The 15,754-nt window shown below is 72.0% G+C and carries 13 protein-coding genes, 1 tRNA gene, 1 other RNA gene and 1 pseudogene; 9 read left to right on the top strand and 7 right to left on the bottom strand.

The window, feature by feature from the left end; genetic code table 11:
- Positions 1-13 precede the first annotated feature (13 nt).
- Positions 14-2,029 (bottom strand): NADPH-dependent 2,4-dienoyl-CoA reductase, encoded by a 2,016-nt coding sequence (locus AB0I72_RS23055; protein WP_358572071.1) that lies wholly within the window; start codon positions 2,027-2,029, stop codon positions 14-16.
- A 105-nt stretch (positions 2,030-2,134) separates the two neighbouring features.
- Positions 2,135-3,040, bottom strand: coding sequence for a PaaX family transcriptional regulator C-terminal domain-containing protein (locus AB0I72_RS23050; RefSeq protein ID WP_358572069.1), 906 nt, complete (start codon positions 3,038-3,040; stop codon positions 2,135-2,137).
- Positions 3,041-3,168: 128 nt separating this feature from the next.
- Between AB0I72_RS23050 and AB0I72_RS23045 the strand changes: the two genes are divergently transcribed.
- Complete coding sequence (locus AB0I72_RS23045) at positions 3,169-4,437, top strand: DUF418 domain-containing protein (RefSeq protein ID WP_358572067.1); 1,269 nt, start codon at positions 3,169-3,171, stop codon at positions 4,435-4,437.
- Positions 4,438-4,556: 119 nt separating this feature from the next.
- Here AB0I72_RS23045 and AB0I72_RS23040 read toward each other — a convergent pair whose 3' ends face one another.
- Together AB0I72_RS23040 and AB0I72_RS23035 are read right to left on the bottom strand one after the other, a co-directional pair.
- Entirely contained in the window at positions 4,557-5,213 is a 657-nt protein-coding gene (locus AB0I72_RS23040) for a maleylpyruvate isomerase family mycothiol-dependent enzyme (RefSeq protein ID WP_358572065.1), read from the bottom strand.
- A 211-nt stretch (positions 5,214-5,424) separates the two neighbouring features.
- Positions 5,425-5,512, bottom strand: a tRNA-Ser gene (locus AB0I72_RS23035).
- A gap of 96 nt (positions 5,513-5,608) precedes the next feature.
- On the opposite strand from AB0I72_RS23035, the gene ffs reads away from it, so the two are divergent.
- An RNA gene (ffs, locus tag AB0I72_RS23030) (signal recognition particle sRNA small type) lies at positions 5,609-5,704 on the top strand.
- 106 nt (positions 5,705-5,810) lie between these two features.
- On the top strand, positions 5,811-7,949 hold the full coding sequence (locus AB0I72_RS23025) for a DNA polymerase III subunit gamma and tau (RefSeq protein WP_358572063.1): 2,139 nt from the start codon (positions 5,811-5,813) through the stop codon (positions 7,947-7,949).
- 34 nt (positions 7,950-7,983) lie between these two features.
- Here the strand turns inward: AB0I72_RS23025 and AB0I72_RS23020 are convergent, their stop codons facing one another.
- Positions 7,984-8,598, bottom strand: coding sequence for a TetR/AcrR family transcriptional regulator (locus tag AB0I72_RS23020; protein WP_358572061.1), 615 nt, complete (start codon positions 8,596-8,598; stop codon positions 7,984-7,986).
- 117 nt (positions 8,599-8,715) lie between these two features.
- On the opposite strand from AB0I72_RS23020, the gene AB0I72_RS23015 reads away from it, so the two are divergent.
- A complete protein-coding gene (locus AB0I72_RS23015) occupies positions 8,716-8,907 on the top strand; it encodes a DUF6243 family protein (RefSeq protein WP_358572059.1) in 192 nt (63 codons plus the stop codon).
- A 57-nt stretch (positions 8,908-8,964) separates the two neighbouring features.
- Here AB0I72_RS23015 and AB0I72_RS23010 read toward each other — a convergent pair whose 3' ends face one another.
- The gene (locus AB0I72_RS23010; RefSeq protein WP_358572057.1) at positions 8,965-10,119 is read right to left on the bottom strand and encodes a methyltransferase domain-containing protein; all 1,155 of its coding nucleotides are present in this window, start codon (positions 10,117-10,119) and stop codon (positions 8,965-8,967) included.
- Positions 10,120-10,224: 105 nt separating this feature from the next.
- Positions 10,225-11,481: an alkene reductase gene (locus AB0I72_RS23005; RefSeq protein WP_358572055.1), complete on the bottom strand. Its 1,257-nt coding sequence runs from the start codon at positions 11,479-11,481 to the stop codon at positions 10,225-10,227.
- Between the two features lie 72 nt (positions 11,482-11,553).
- On the opposite strand from AB0I72_RS23005, the pseudogene AB0I72_RS23000 reads away from it, so the two are divergent.
- The 5 genes and pseudogenes from AB0I72_RS23000 to AB0I72_RS22980 form a co-directional block, all read left to right on the top strand.
- Positions 11,554-11,883 (top strand): annotated as a pseudogene (locus AB0I72_RS23000) (MerR family transcriptional regulator); the annotation flags it as partial.
- A gap of 158 nt (positions 11,884-12,041) precedes the next feature.
- Positions 12,042-12,389 carry a YbaB/EbfC family nucleoid-associated protein gene (locus tag AB0I72_RS22995; protein WP_358572288.1) on the top strand — a complete coding sequence of 116 codons (348 nt, stop codon included), beginning with the start codon at positions 12,042-12,044 and terminating at the stop codon, positions 12,387-12,389.
- A 131-nt stretch (positions 12,390-12,520) separates the two neighbouring features.
- On the top strand, positions 12,521-13,120 hold the full coding sequence (gene recR / locus AB0I72_RS22990) for a recombination mediator RecR (RefSeq protein ID WP_358572053.1): 600 nt from the start codon (positions 12,521-12,523) through the stop codon (positions 13,118-13,120).
- Positions 13,121-13,301: 181 nt separating this feature from the next.
- Positions 13,302-14,573 carry an aspartate kinase gene (locus tag AB0I72_RS22985; RefSeq protein ID WP_358572051.1) on the top strand — a complete coding sequence of 424 codons (1,272 nt, stop codon included), beginning with the start codon at positions 13,302-13,304 and terminating at the stop codon, positions 14,571-14,573.
- Entirely contained in the window at positions 14,570-15,628 is a 1,059-nt protein-coding gene (locus AB0I72_RS22980; RefSeq protein ID WP_358572049.1) for an aspartate-semialdehyde dehydrogenase, read from the top strand. The genes AB0I72_RS22985 and AB0I72_RS22980 overlap by 4 nt, the downstream gene beginning before the upstream one ends.
- The last annotated feature ends 126 nt before the right edge of the window (positions 15,629-15,754 follow it).

Genomic DNA, 15,754 nt, shown 5'->3' with positions numbered 1-15,754 from the left:
TTCTAGGTTCGGCTCACAGGGCGGCGGCCAGCTCCGTGCCCTGCTTGATCGCACGCTTGGCGTCCAGCTCGGCGGCCACGTCGGCGCCGCCGATCAGGTGCGCCTGGCGCCCGGCGGCGGTCAGCTCGTCGGCGAGGTCGCGGCGGGGGTCCTGGCCCGCGCAGACCACGACGGTGTCCACGTCGAGCACGCGGCTCTCACCGTCGACGGTCAGGTGCAGGCCCTCGTCGTCGACGCGGTCGTAGCCGGCGCCCGCGACCATCTCCACGCCCCGGTGACGCAGTTCGAGGCGGTGGATCCACCCGGTGGTCTTGCCGAGTCCTGCGCCGACCTTGCTGGTCTTGCGCTGGAGGAGGTGGACGGTGCGGGGCGGTGCGGGGCGCGTGGGCTCGGTGAGGCCGCCGGGGGTGGTGTGGTCGGTGTCCACGCCCCACTGGCGGAAGAACTCGTCGGGGTCCAGGCTGGCCTTCTCTCCGCCGTCGGTGAGGAACTCCGCGACGTCGAAGCCGATGCCGCCCGCGCCGATGATCGCGACACGGTCGCCGACGGCCGCCTCGCCCCGCAGGACGTCGACGTAGCTGACCACCTTCGGGTGGTCGATGCCGGGCATCTCGGGGGTGCGGGGGGTGACGCCGGTGGCCAGCACGATCTCGTCGTACCCGTCGAGGTCGGCGGCGGTGACGCGGGTCTTGAGCCGCACGTCCACGCCGTGCTTGGCGAGCTGCACACGGTAGTAGCGGAGGGTCTCGTCGAACTCCTCCTTGCCGGGCACCCGGCGGGCCATGTTGAGCTGGCCGCCGATCTCGTCGGCCGCGTCGAAGAGGGTGACCGTGTGCCCGCGCTCGGCGGCGGACACGGAGAAGGCGAGCCCGGCGGGGCCGGCGCCGACCACGGCCACGTTCTTGCGGGTGCGGGTGGGGGAGAGGACGAGTTCGGTCTCGTGGCAGGCCCGGGGGTTCACGAGGCAGGAGGTGATCTTGAGGCTGAAGGTGTGGTCCAGGCAGGCCTGGTTGCAGCCGATGCAGGTGTTGATCTCCTCGGGGGCGCCCGCCTCGGCCTTGTTGACGAAGTCGGGGTCGGCGAGGAGGGGACGGGCGAGGGAGACCATGTCGGCGTGGCCGTCGGCGATGATCTCCTCGGCGACCGCCGGGGTGTTGATCCGGTTGACGGCGACCAGGGGGAGGGAGACCTCGCCCATGAGCTTGCGGGTCACCCAGCTGTAGGCGCCGCGCGGGACGGAGGTGGCGATGGTGGGGATGCGGGCCTCGTGCCAGCCGATGCCGGTGTTGATGATGGTCGCCCCGGCCTCCTCGACCGCCTTGGCGAGCTGGACGACCTCGTCGAACGTGGAGCCGCCGGGCACGAGGTCGAGCATGGACAGGCGGTAGACGACGATGAAGTCGGGGCCGACGCGCTCGCGGACGCGGCGCACGATCTCCAGGGGGAAGCGCGTGCGGTTCTCGTAGGAGCCGCCCCACCGGTCCTCGCGTCTGTTGGTCGCGGACACGATGAACTGGTTGATGAGGTAGCCCTCGGAGCCCATGATCTCGACGCCGTCGTATCCGGCGCTCCTGGCGAGTTCGGCGGCGCGGGCGAAGTCGTCGATGGTGCGCTCGACGTCCTCGTCGGTCAGCTCGCGCGGGGTGAAGGGGCTGATCGGCGCCTGGATCGCGCTCGGCGCGACGGAGTCCTCGCTGAAGGCGTAGCGGCCGGTGTGCAGGATCTGCATGGCGATCCGGCCGCCCTCGCGGTGGACGGCCTCGGTGATCACCCGGTGTTCGTCGGCCTCGGCCTCGGTGGTGAGCTTGGCGGCGCCCTTGAAGGTGACGCCCTCCTCGTTGGGGGAGATGCCACCGGTGATGATGAGGCCGACGCCGCCCCGGGCGCGCTCGGCGTAGAAGGCGGCCATCCGCTCGAAGCCGCCCGGGACCTCCTCCAGACCCACGTGCATGGAGCCCATGATCACGCGGTTGGGGAGGGTGGTGAAGCCCAGGTCCAGTGGTGCCAGCAGGTGCGGGTACTCGCTCATGTGGTCTCCTCGCGCGGTGCGTCGCGGGTCGGTGTCCGGCCGACCCGAATCACATTATGCAACAAGTTGCAAAATGGTTCGAGGGCGGACCCGCGAGAGGGGACCTCACGCGTCGTCGGGGCCGTCCATGACGCCGTCGTACAGCGCGAACAGGCGGGGGCCGGAGGACGGGGGGCCGCCTGGGGCGTCCGCCTCGGCGAGCGCGGACCAGCACGCGGCCGCCAGACGGCGCGCCTCCGCGCCGGCCCAGGGACGGGGAAGCAGCTCCGGCGGCAGGAGGGGGTCGGGCTCCATGGCCTCCGTGAAGGCCGCCGCCAGGCGCACGGCCATGGTCAACCGCTCGGGGCCGGTGAGCGCCTCCGGGGCGTCGAGCCGTGCGAGGCAGGCGCGGGCGAGGTCGGCCAGGCGCACGTGCCGGGCCGAGATCTCGTCGAGCGGCCACAGGGCGGCGGCCAGGGCGGTCGGGTCGGTGAGCTCTCCGACGCGCAGGTCCGTGCTGGTCAGGTGAGTGAGCGTGCTGAGGACACCGAGTTCGCGGGCGCGGATCTCGACCAGCGGTGTGATCGCGTTCGCGCAGACGTAGAGGCCGCCCTGGAGGGGCGCGGACCCGAGGTGGAGGAGTGTGTCGCGCAGCGCGTCCCGGGCGGTCCTGAGGGACTCGGGCACGGCGAAGGCGAAGAGGCGCCAGACCCCGTCCCAGGGGGCGAGCCCGCGGTCCTGACGGTAGGCGTGGCGGACGAATCCGACGTCGGGGTCGAGGGCGCCCGTCGCGTCGGGGGTGGCGCGCAGCACGGCCTTGCGCCCCCGGCCCTCGTGGGTGAACCGGCCCTCCTTCACCAGGCGCTTGACGCAGAGCCGGACCTGCTGGTCGGTCATGCCGAGCAGGCCGGCGACCGAGTAGAGCTCGCCCGCGTCGACGGTGCCGTCCCCGCGGACGAGGGCGTGCACGAGCAGGCGGGTGGGGATCGGGGGCCAGGAGGCGTCCTCCGGCGTGGGGCTCGTCGCGTTCATCGTGCGGTTCCGGGGTCCGTCGTGTCGGCTGGGGCGGCGTGACGGCGCACCCCCTTGTGCTATCTATCTTACTACGTTCATTATAAAAACGTTCGTTCTGAATCTGATAGTTCTTGGAGGTGTGCGGGATGACCCACGGGCCCGTACCAGACCAGGGGCGTACGGCCCCGCCGACCGCAGAGCGCCGCGACCGCGCGACCGCACGGATCCCCCAGGTCGACGCCCTGCGCGGCTTCGCGCTGCTGGGCATCCTGATCGTCAACATCGGCTACCTGGCCTCCGCCTACCACGGCAGCGGGATCGAGGACCCCGCCTTCCGGAGCCCCCTGGACCAGGCGGTCCGCGCGGTCGTGGCGGTGTTCTTCGAGGCCAAGTTCTTCCTCCTGTTCTCCTTCCTGTTCGGCTACAGCTTCACGCTCCAGATGGACTCGGCCGAGCGGCGCGGCGCCCGCTTCGTCCCCCGGTTCCTACGGCGCCTGAGCGGCCTGTTCGTCCTGGGTGCGGTCCACGCGGTGGTGCTCTTCCCCGGCGACATCCTCACCACCTACGCGGTGCTCGGCGTCGTCCTGCTCACGCTGCGGCGCCTGCGTCCGCGCATGGCCACGGCCGTCGCCGTCGTGCTCCTGGCGGTCGTCGGCGCCGCGTACGCCCTGATCGCCCTCGGGCTCCACGCCGCGGGCGGTGCGGGTGTGGACCCGGCCGCGGCCGAGACCGCCGCGGGGGCCGCCGAGGCGCTGCGGGGCGACGCCGCGTCGGTCGTCGGCGCCCACCTGGCGGAGCTGCCCGACGTCCTGTTCCTGCTCGTGTTCTTCCAGGCGCCCTCGGCGTTGGCCGCGTTCCTGTTCGGTCTCGCGGCGGGGCGGCGACGCGTCCTGGCGGAGCCTCTCGCGCACGGTCGGACGCTCGTCCGCCTCCAGTGGGTCGGCTTCACGGTGGGCCTGGCCGGCGGCCTCGTCTACGCTCACGCGTCCCTCGCACACCCGGGCGGCGCCTACCAGGTGCTCGCCCTGGGCGTCGACGTGGTCACGGCCCCGCTGCTGGCCGCAGCCTACGCCGCGACCGTCCTGCGGATGTTCTCGGGCCGGTACGGCTCCAGGCTCACGGACGCGCTCGCGCCGCCCGGACGCATGGCGCTCACCCACTACCTCGGGCAGTCCCTCGTGTGCGCCCTGCTGTTCACCGGATACGGGGCGGCGCTCGTCGGCCGGGTCTCGCCGCTGGGAACCGTGGTGATCGCCCTCGCGCTGTTCGCCGCGCAGGCCGTGGTGAGTCGCTGGTGGCTGCGTCACCACCCCTACGGCCCCCTCGAATGGCTCCTCCGGGTGTGGACCACCCTGGCCCCGCAGCCGTTTCGTCGTCGTGACGGGGCGGCTGGAGGCCCGGGGGCGGCTGGCTGAGCCCGGAGACGACCCTGGGCCCGTTCGGGAGGGGGAGCGGACTTCGAGCGGTACCGCGCCGCGACCGGGGGTCGCGGGGACGGCGATCCGGCTGCGGGGGTCGGGTGCGGGCTCGTTCCTCAGGGAAGGGCGGAGTGCGCTCCGGTGAGCCGGTCCGCGACCGCGGGCGCACCGGGGCCGCTCAGCTGGTCGAGGCACACGGTACGTCCCGTGAGGGCCATGAGCAGCGCCTGGACGGGGCCGCGTACCTCGGCTCCCTCACCCACGGTCCAGTCCGTGTCCTCGGCGGTGAACCGGAGCCCCCGCATCCGCTTGCGCGCCGAGAACGGGAAGCCGATGGACCAGACCTGATCGGCGCCCGCCCGAGCGGCATCGACGGGCATCGTCCGGGGGATGTCGAGGGGTATGGCGATGTCCTGGCCGTGGACGAGGACGTCGAAGAGGGTGTTGCGGTGGTTGGTCACCGCCGGGAGGCGCCGTGACCCAGCCTGTCGGCGCAGGTGGTCGGCCAGGCCGGAGCCCAACCTGTCGGCGAGTTCGACCGCGGAGCCGTGGTTGAGCCTGTGGAAGCTCCCTCCGACGCGCAGGGCGGCCGCGGCCATGCGGAGAGGGGAGGGCGGGTCGGTCACGTAGGCCAGGTGAGCGGCCACGTCACGAATCCGCCAGCCCGCGCAGAGCGAGGGGCTGTCCAACTGCTCCTCGTCCAGCTCGTCGAGCAGGTCGGCGATGCCGCGCCGCTCGATCTCGATGAGCCGCCAGTATTCCTCGTGTTCCATCGTGGTTCTCCCACCGTGGTGACGAAAGCACATCAGCCTCTCCAGGCAGTCAGAGACGCTGAAACCCGTCAAGGGCGGCGATGCTGTCGAGCAAGGAGGAAGAAGCGGCGCGAAGGGGACGGCTGGAGGCCCGGGGGCGGCCGACTGAGACCACGAACGACGAAGCCCCGGGGCGCTGAGCGCTCCGGGGCTTCGTTCTGGCAGCTAGCCGTGGCGGAGGATAGGGGATTCGAACCCCTGAGGGATTGCTCCCAACACGCTTTCCAAGCGTGCGCCCTAGGCCACTAGGCGAATCCTCCGCGAACAACTCTACAGGTTCGCGGGAGGTGGTTCGAACGGGTTTCGAGGGCGGGCGGAGGGTTGCCCGGGCACCCGGGGGTTCGGATACACTCGGAGCAGACCCCTCGTGCGGCGTCATCCTATGAACCTCCCCAGGGCCGGAAGGCAGCAAGGATAAGTAGGCTCTGGCGGGTGCGCGGGGGGTCCTTTTCTGTCTCCGGGCCCGGACGAGCCCCCGGCTTTCCACGATCCCGTCCGAGTTGTCGCCGCGTGCGGGTTGAATGGACCCGTGGCAGGGACCAGGGGAGTGATCACACCGTGAGCATCGCGCTGTACCGCAAGTACCGTCCGGCGACGTTCGGTGAGGTGCGCGGACAGGAACACGTGACCGATCCGCTGCGCCAGGCGCTGCGCAGCGGCCGGATCAACCACGCCTACCTCTTCAGCGGTCCGCGCGGCTGCGGCAAGACGACCAGCGCCCGCATCCTGGCGCGCTCCCTGAACTGCGTCGAGGGCCCCACCCCCGACCCCTGCGGCGCCTGTGACTCCTGCGTGGCCCTCGCCCCCGACGGCGGCGGCAGCATCGACGTCATCGAGATCGACGCCGCCTCCCACGGTGGCGTCGACGACGCCCGCGACCTGCGCGAACGTGCCTTCTTCGCCCCGGTCAGCTCGCGCTACAAGATCTACATCATCGACGAGGCGCACATGGTGACCCGCGAGGGTTTCAACGCGCTGCTCAAGCTCGTCGAGGAGCCCCCACCGCACCTGAAGTTCGTCTTCGCCACGACCGAACCCGAGAAGGTCATCGGGACGATCCGGTCGCGCACCCACCACTACCCCTTCCGACTCATCCCGCCGAGCACCCTCAAGGAGCTGTTCGAGGACCTGCTCAAGGAGGAGGGGATCCCCTACGACCCGGCCGCGCTGCCGCTGGTCGTGCGCGCCGGCGCCGGTTCCGCCCGTGACGGTCTCTCCGTGCTCGACCAGCTCATCGCCGGTTCGGGCGAGGAGGGCATCACCCGCGAGGGCGCCGTCTCCCTGCTCGGCTACACCGACTCCAGCCTGCTCGGCGACATGGTCGACGCGCTCGGCGCCCGCGACGGCGCCGCCGTGTTCTCCCTCATCGACCGCGTCGTCGAGGGCGGTCACGACCCCCGCAGGTTCACGACCGATCTGCTGGAGCGGTTCCGCGACCTGGTCATCCTGGCGGCGGTCCCCGACGCCCTGGACAAGGGTCTGATCAACGCCGACCCGGAGGCCGCCGAGCGGATGCGGGAGCAGGCCGCCCGCCTGGGACCGGCCGAGCTCACCAGGGCCGCCGAGATCCTCAACCAGGGCCTGACCGACATGCGCGGCGCCACCGCTCCGCGCCTGCTCCTGGAGCTCATGTGCTCGCGGGTCCTGCTGCCGGGGACCGACGGAGCCGAGAGCGCCGCCCTCCTGGCCCGTCTGGAGCAGATGGAGCGACGCGTCTCCTCGGGGCCCGTGGCTCCGGCCGCCCCACAGGCGGCTCCGCCCGCGCCGGTCCCCGCGGCGCCCGCACCGGCCCCGGCGGAAAGGCCCGCTCCGGCGCCCCAGGCCGCCCCGGACCCCACGCCTCCGACGCGCCCGGCCGCACCCGACCCCGCGCCCCGCGCCGCCGCGGAGCCGGACGACTGGTCCGCGCCACCGCGGCGAACGACTCCCGACCCCGCGCCGCGCCCCGCGTCCGCCCAGCCGTCCTCCGGCGGATCGCTGGACCTGGGCCGCGTCCAGGGTGCCTGGGGTCAGATCCTGGAGGTGGTCAAGGGCCGTCGCCGGTTCACCTGGATGGTCCTCAGCGGCAGCGACGTCCGTCCGGTCGGGGTGGAGGGCAACACCATCCTGCTGGGCTTCAACCGGCCCAACGAGGCCAAGGGGTTCGCCAACAGCGGCAGCGACCAGGTGGTCGCCGACTCCGTCCAGCAGGTCCTCGGCGTCGAGGTCCGCGTGGCGGCCGCCGGATCGGGTCAGGGAGGCGGAGCGGCACGGCGTCCCGAGCCCGCGCCCCGTCCGGTCGAGCCCACCGGCTGGGACCCGCCCGCGCCGCAGCCCGCCCGGTCCGAGCCCGCGCGCCAGGAGCCCGAGCGCCCGGAACCGGCTCCGGCGCCCGAGTCGACCGCTCCCGCTGGTCCGCCGCCGGACAGGATCGTCACCGGTCTCCAGGAGCCGCCGCCGGACCCCTTCGAGGACGCTTCGGCCGCGCCCCCGCCGGAGTACGGGAACCCCGCCCCGGAGCCCGCACGCCGATCGGTACCGGAGCCCGCCCAGAAGACCGTCGCCAAGCCCGCCGCGAAGCCCGCCGCGAAGCCCGCCGCGAAGCCCGCCAACGGCGGATCGCCGGAGGACTCTTCGGGGGCCGGCGCCTCGCTCATCGAGTCCGAGCTGGGCGGTCGCGTCATCGAGGAGATCGAGCACGAGGCTCCGGCCGACTGACCCACCCGCCGCTGCGCGGTGGGGCGGGACACCCTCAACGCGGACCGATGGCCCGCAGCGCCGCGTCCAGGAGTTCGTCCACGTACGCGTGGGTGAGCGGTGCCGTGCGCATCAGCCACCGTCGCGCGATCGGGGCGGTGACCAGCTCCAACGCGATGTCCAGGTCCAGGTCCGGGTCGAGCTGGCCCGCGTCCCGCGCGGCGCGCAGCCGTTCCCGGAAGACCTCGTCGTTCGGTCGCGTCAGCCGTTCGTCCACGGTCGCGGCGAGTTCGGGGTCGTGCTGGATCTCGGCCGTGAAGGCGCGCGCGACGCGGTCGGTCTCGGGCGTGGTGAACTCGTCGACCGTGGCGTGCAGCACCGCCCGCAGGTCGGCGGCCAGGTCACCGGTGTCCGGCAGCGGGGTGCCCGGGGCGCCCGTCATCCGCTCGAACACGTCGAGGACCACGACGGCCTTGGAGGGCCACCAGCGGTAGATGGTCTGCTTGCCGACCCTCGCCCTGGCGGCGATCGCGTCCATCGTCAGCTTCGCGTAGCCGACCTCGTCGATGAGCTCGGCGGCGGCGTCGAGGATGGCGCGCCGTGCGCGCTCACTGCGGCGCCGGGGGTCGGGCGCCCGCCTCTCCCCGGTCTCGTCCTTGGGGGTGTCCATGGGCTCCACGGTAGCCGCAAAAAAGAACGAGACGTCTCGTCTTGTTTCTGGTTACTCTTCTAGGGACCGAGTACGGAGGCGGGACCCCGGGTCCCGCGGTGAGGGAGAGGAGAGCCCATGGCCAGGAACGGCGACAACCTTCTCGGACTGGGCGGCCAGCGCAAGACCGTCTCGCGCGGCGCGCTGCGCGGAAAGTCCAAGGACGGTGCGAGCGGCCCCAGCGCCCAGGCCCAGGACCAGAGGAGCGAACTCCTGCGCAAGCTCAGGGAGAAGAACGAGAAGGAGAAGGGGGACGGGGACGGGGCGTGACCGTGAGGTCGCTGCCCCGTCCCCGTCCGTGACCGCGTTCCCCGGAACGGAGCGCGGTCACACCTCCCATCCCGGCCCGTCGGGTGCGTCCAACCACACCCGGTGCCCGCCCTCGGCGTCCACGAGGAGCCCGAACCGCTCCGGCTCCGGCCGGTCCAGCCGCTCCCACTCCGCGAGGGCGTCCTCGAACTCGTCCCAGATGCTCCGCGGCCCGCCCTGCTCGATCATCCACGAGGTGCCGTAGGGGTACACCCGCACCCACGACTCCCCCGCCCGGTCGCACACCCACACGCCCGACCCCGTGCCGATCCACCGCCGCCGCACCCGCCAGTCCGGCACCAGCACCGACAGCACGAACGCGGACGCGAACGCCGTCAGCGGCGCCAGCGGGTCGACCTGGGTGAGCCGGTACTCGTCCGGCTGCTGCCCGGAGTCCCGCACCGGCGGGACGGACGGCCCCGGCACGCGCAGCGGGACGAACCCCACCCCGCCGTGGAAGGTCCCGGTCAGGGACCCGTCCTCCGCGCTCTCCAACCGGACGATCACCCCGGCCCCCTCCAGCAGGCCCCACGGGCAGACGACCAGCCCGCCCGGACGCACCTGTCGTGCCCAGGCGGGGGGAAGGCGCCGCACTCCGCAGGGAGAGGTGATCCGGTCGTAGGGGGCGCGGGGCGGCCACCCCTCGTACCCGTCGGCGTGCTTGACATCGGGGGTGTAGCCCTCGGCGCGCAGCGTCCCGCGCGCCGCCGCGGCGACCCGGGGGTCGATCTCCAGGCTGGTGACCGCGCGGTCGCCCAGGCGGTGGGCGAGCAGGGCCGTGTTCCACCCGGTCCCGGTCCCGACCTCCAGGACGTGCTGGCCGTTGGCGAGGTCGGCCAGCTCCAGCATGCGCGCCAGCACCGTCGGCGCGGAACTGGAGGAGGTGGCGGACCTCCCCGGCTTCGACGGCTGTTCCCGGGCGCCGCGCTGCCGGGGGAGGTCCGCCCCCTCGAACCGGGTGCCGATGGCGTTGTCGGTGTAGACGGCGGCGAGCCACAGTTCCGGGTTGGTGGCGGCGCTGAGCGGGGTCCCGCGCGGGGTCAGGGCGCCGGACTCGGGGATGAAGCGGTGCCGGGGGACGGCACGGAAGGTGTCGATGAGCGCGGGATCGGTCAGTGTGCCGTCCGCGATCATCGCCTCGATCAGAGCCGCGTGGCGCTCCCTGGCGGTCAACACGTCGTCCCCCGTGACTGTCGGTGATGCCGGTGGTGCCGTCGGGACACCAACGGGACGTTTGTGCCCCGCAGCGCGGTCTTTCAACCGACAGTGACGCAAGGGCTACTCTTCGCCCTCGGTTCCGCGCTGGTCAACGGGCCGCCGCTCACCGTGGCGCGGGTAGTCGACGTATCCGCGGGGCCCCGAGGCGTAGTGCAGCTCGGGCTCCCGGTCGGGCGACCACGGCACCCCGGCGGCGATCCGTTCGACGAGGTCGGGCGTGGCGATGAAGGGGCGGCCGACCGACACCAGGTCGGCGCGGCCCGCACCGATCAGGCGCGCCGCGCCCTCGACGGTGGTCACCTCGTGTTCGCCGGTGTTGCCGACGAGCGTGGAGCTCCAGCGGGGGCGCAGGTCGTCCAGCGCCGGGTAGTCGGGGTCGTCGGTGACGTGCAGGTAGGCCAGGCCCAGAGGGTCGATCGCGGCCAGCAGTGCCCGGTAGACGGGGGCCGGGTCGTGCTCGACCATCTCGAACTGCGGGTTGCCGGGGGAGATCCGCAGGCCCACCCGCTCGGCGCCGACCGCGTCGGCCACCGCCTCGACGACCTCGACCGCGAACCGGATCCGCCCGGTGACGTCGCCGCCGTAGCGGTCGGTGCGCAGGTTGGTGTTGTCGGCGAGGAACTGGTGCGGCAGGTAGCTGTTGGCGCCGTGGATCTCCACGCCGTCGAACCCGGCGCGGATCGCGGCGCGGGCGGCCTCGGCGTGGTCGGCGACGGCGGCGCGCACCTCGTCGAGGGTCATCGCACGCGGCGCGACCGGTGCGACCTTGCCGTCGAGCGTGTGCACCGGTGCCGTGGTCGGCACCACCGAGGGCGCCAGCGGGGCGCCCCCGTCCGGCCGGTTGAGGGGGTGCCCGTTGCGTCCGGCGTGCATGATCTGGGCGAAGATCCGCCCGCCCGGTCGCCCGTGGGAGCGCTTCGCGCCGTGGGACGGGCCGCCATCCTCGACGGACGCCTTCGGCGTGGTTCTCCCCCGTTCTCCGTCGGTTCCCGCGTGGACGGCGTCGGTGACCGTCCGCCACCCGGCCACCTGCTCCTCGGTGAACAACCCCGGCTGGGTGAGGAACTGCTGGCCGGTGAGGCTCGGGGCGACGCCCTCGGTGACGATGAGCCCCGCGCCGGAGCGCTGGGTGTAGTAGGTGGCCATGAGCGGCTGGGGGACGCCGTTCCGGTCGGCGCGCAGCCGTGTCATCGGCGCCATGACGACCCGGTTCGGCAGGGTCAGGGAAGGGAGCGCGTACGGGGTGAGCAGCGGGTGGTCGGTCGTTGCGGACGGGTGCGCGGTGGCGGCGTCGGCCGTCGTCGTGGTCGTGTTCATGGGACGAGGCTAGAATTTGACATGGATGTGAGATTCAAGTGTTTGTGGCGCACATCACGTGGTGGAGGTGTGATGCGGATCGGTGAACTGGCGCGGCTCACGGGGGTCAGCCCCCGGTCGCTGCGGTACTACGAGGAGCAGGGGCTGCTGGCGTCCACCCGCACACCCGGCGGGCACCGCGAGTACGGGCCGCTCGCGCCCGAGCGCGTCGAACGCATCCAGTGCCTGTTCGCGGCGGGCCTGAGCAGCGGCACCATCTACGAGCTGCTGCCCTGCATCTACGCCCAGGAGCGCGGTGACCCGGCGCCCGACCTCCTCACGAACCTGTGTGAGGAGCGCGAGCGCATCGCGGCCTCGATCGACCGGCTCCAGCGGAGCCTGACGGCGCTCGACACGGTGATCGACGGAGCCCGTCGCGACGACGCCCCGGAGCGGGCGGCCGCCGGGTCGGGGACGCCCCACACCGGAGGACGACCGGTTAGTCTCACAGCGAGAGCGACACGACAAGCGAAGTCCCGCACCACGAGTGCGACGAGGAGGCGGCCGTGAACCCTGGCGGAATGGACATGCAGGCCCTGCTCCAGCAGGCCCAGCAGATGCAGCAGCAGTTGGTCGAGGCCCAGCAGGCGCTCGACGAGGCCGAGGTCGAGGGGACGTCCGGCGGCGGCCTGGTCCAGGTCAAGCTGAACGGGCGCGGGCAGGTCGAGGACATCACCGTCGACCCCGGGGCCGTGGACCCGGACGACGCCGAGGAGACCGCCCAGACCATCGCCGACCTCGTGCTCGCGGCCATCCGTGACGCCGAGGCCCAGGTCGAGCGGCTCCAGCAGGAGAAGATGGGCCCGCTCGCCCAGGGCATGGGCGGGATGCCCGGTGGCGGCGGCATCCCCGGGCTGCCGGGCTTCTAGGGGTTCCGGGCCACCCCTCGCGACCCGAGGGCGGCACCGCCGCGTACGCGGCGGGTCGCCGCTCCGGATACGGTGGTCGTACGGGGTGACGGACCGCCCCCGAGAACGCGGTCCGACCGAGTGGGTAGGCGATGTACGAAGGCGCGGTACAGAATCTGATCGACGAGCTCGGGCGGCTGCCCGGCGTCGGTCCGAAAAGCGCGCAGCGTATCGCCTTCCACCTGCTGTCCGCGGAGAACGCGGACGTCCGACGCCTCGCCAACGCGTTGGTCGAGGTGAAGGAGAGGGTGCGCTTCTGCTCCGTGTGCGGCAACGTCGCCGAGGAGGAGCAGTGCCGTATCTGCCGTGACGCGCGCCGTGACAGCGCCGTCATCTGCGTCGTCGAGGAGTCCAAGGACGTCGTCGCCATCGAGCGCACCCGCGAGTTCCGCGGGCGCTACCACGTGCTCGGCGGCGCGATCAGCCCCATCGAGGGCGTCGGCCCCGACGACCTGCGCGTCAAGGAACTCATGACCCGTCTGGCGGACGGCCAGGTCACCGAACTGATCCTGGCGACCGACCCCAACCTGGAGGGGGAGGCCACCGCGACCTACCTGGCGCGGCTGGTCAAACCGATGGGTCTGAAAGTGACGCGGCTGGCCAGTGGCCTTCCGGTCGGCGGCGACCTCGAGTACGCCGACGAGGTGACGCTGGGACGTGCCTTCGAGGGCCGTCGCAGCCTCGAGTTCTAGCTCACATTCGTCCGTAATCCGACCGAAACACGAGTAACCTCCGGTTCTCGGGGTAGGCCCGAGTGCTGGCGTGTCAAGTCGCCGCGCGCTCCCGTCGCAGGTCGGACCGGGTTTGGCGAACGCGGCTGGCTACACTCCAATTGTCTGTTGACTTGATCCCAACTCCTCAGGAGCATCGATCGTGGCCCTAATCGTGCAGAAGTACGGTGGGTCTTCCGTGGCTGACGCGGAAGCCATCAAGCGAGTAGCCCAGCGGATCGTCGCTCAGAAAAAGGCGGGATATGACGTCGTCGTCGTCGTGTCTGCCATGGGCGACACGACCGACGAGCTGCTGGACCTGGCCGAACAGGTCTCCCCGATGCCGCCGGCGCGCGAGCTCGACATGCTCGTGACCGCGGGTGAGCGGATGTCCATGGCCCTCGTGGCGATGGCCATCGAGAACCTGGGGTACGAGGCCCGGTCCTTCACCGGTTCGCAGGCCGGTGTCATCACCACGTCGCTGCACGGCAACGCGAAGATCATCGACGTGACTCCGGGGCGGATCCAGGAGGCCGTGGACGAGGGCGCGATCTGCATCGTCGCCGGGTTCCAGGGCGTCTCCCAGGACACCAAGGACATCACCTCCCTCGGGCGCGGCGGCTCCGACACCACGGCGGTCGCGCTGGCCGCGGCCCTGGAGGCCGACGCCTGCGAGATCTACAGCGACGTGGACGGGGTCTTCACCGCCGACCCGCGCATCGTCCCCTCCGCCCAGCGCATCCCGCAGGTCTCCTACGAGGAGATGCTGGAGATGGCCGCGTGCGGGACCAAGATCCTGCACCTGCGGTGCGTGGAGTACGCGCGGCGCTACAACATCCCCCTGCACGTCCGTTCGTCGTTCAGCCAGAAGCCCGGGACCTGGGTCGTCTCGGAAGTCGAGGAAAGCGAAGGCATGGAACAGCCGATCATCTCCGGGGTCTCCCACGACCGGAGCGAAGCCAAGATCACCGTCGTCGGCGTGCCGGACAAGGTGGGCGAGGCCGCCACGATCTTCAAGGCGCTCGCCGACGCCGAGATCAACATCGACATGATCGTGCAGAACGTGTCGGCGGTCTCCACCTCCCGTACCGACATCTCCTTCACCGTCCCGAAGGAGTCGGGCAAGACCGCCGTCTCCTCGCTGAAGAAGGTGCAGGACAAGGTCGGCTTCGAGTCCCTGCGCTACGACGACAAGATCGGCAAGGTCTCGCTGATCGGGGCGGGCATGCGCTCCTACCCGGGCGTCACCGCCCGCTTCTTCGACGCGGTCGCCGGCTCCGGCACCAACATCGAGATGATCTCCACCTCGGAGATCCGCATCTCGGTGATCGTCGAGGAGTCCCAGATCGACGCGGCCGTCCAGGCCGCGCACAGTGAGTTCCAGCTCGACGCCGACCAGGTCGAGGCTGTCGTCTACGGAGGTACCGGCCGATGAGCAACCGTCTTCCCACCCTGGCCATCGTCGGGGCCACCGGCGCCGTCGGCACCGTCATGCTCGACATCCTCACCCAGCGGGAGAACGTCTGGGGCGAGATCCGCCTGATCGCCTCCCCGCGCAGCGCGGGCAAGGTGCTGAGCGTACGCGGCGAGGACGTCGTCGTGCGGGCCCTGGCCCCCGAGGTCTTCGACGGCGTCGACGTGGCCATGTTCGACGTCCCGGACGAGGTGTCCAAGGAGTGGGCGCCGATCGCCGCCGCCCGCGGTGCGATCGCCGTGGACAACTCCGGCGCCTTCCGCATGGACCCCGACGTTCCGCTCGTCGTGCCCGAGGTCAACGCGGACCAGGTCCGCAACCGTCCGCGCGGCATCATCAGCAACCCCAACTGCACCACGCTGTCGATGATCGTCGCGATCGGCGCGCTGCACCGCGCCTTCGGCGTCACCGACCTGGTGGTCGCTTCCTACCAGGCCGCCTCCGGCGCGGGCCAGGAGGGCATCGACACCCTGCGCGACCAGATGGCCAAGGTCAGCGCGGACCGCGGCATCGCCGAGAAGGCGGGCGACGTGCGCGCCGCCGCCGGCGAGCTGGGTCCGTTCCCGGCGCCGCTGGCCTACAACGTCGTGCCGTGGGCGGGTTCGCTCAAGGAGGACGGCTGGGCCTCGGAGGAGCTGAAGGTCCGCAACGAGTCCCGCAAGATCCTGGGCCTGCCCGACCTGCGCGTCTCCGCGACCTGTGTGCGCGTCCCGGTGATCACCACCCACTCGCTGGCCGTGCACGCCACCTTCGCCGAGGAGGTCACCGCCGACGCCGCCCGCGAGCTGCTCCGCTCCGCCGAGGGCGTCGTGGTCCAGGACGACCCGGCCAAGGGGGAGTTCCCGACCCCGGCCGACGTCGTGGGCACCGACCCGACCTGGGTCGGCCGGATCCGCCGGTCGCTGGACGACCCGAAGTCCCTCGACCTGTTCCTGTGCGGGGACAACCTGCGCAAGGGCGCCGCGCTGAACACGGCGCAGATCGCCGAGGTGGTCGCCAAGGAGTTCACCGGCTGACGCCCACGGCCCCGATGACGGCGGTGGCCCGTCTCCCGTGCACGGGAGTGTCCCTGCTGGGCGGTCCGATCGCCGGAGCCGTCTACTACCTGCTCGTCCGGGGCCGGGTGGGCCCGACCACCGGCC

The organism is Nocardiopsis sp. NPDC049922 (genome assembly GCF_040660275.1).
GTDB lineage: Bacteria > Actinomycetota > Actinomycetes > Streptosporangiales > Streptosporangiaceae > Nocardiopsis.
Note: the sequence above shows the minus strand (reverse complement) of the source record. Positions and strands in the feature narration are given on the sequence as shown.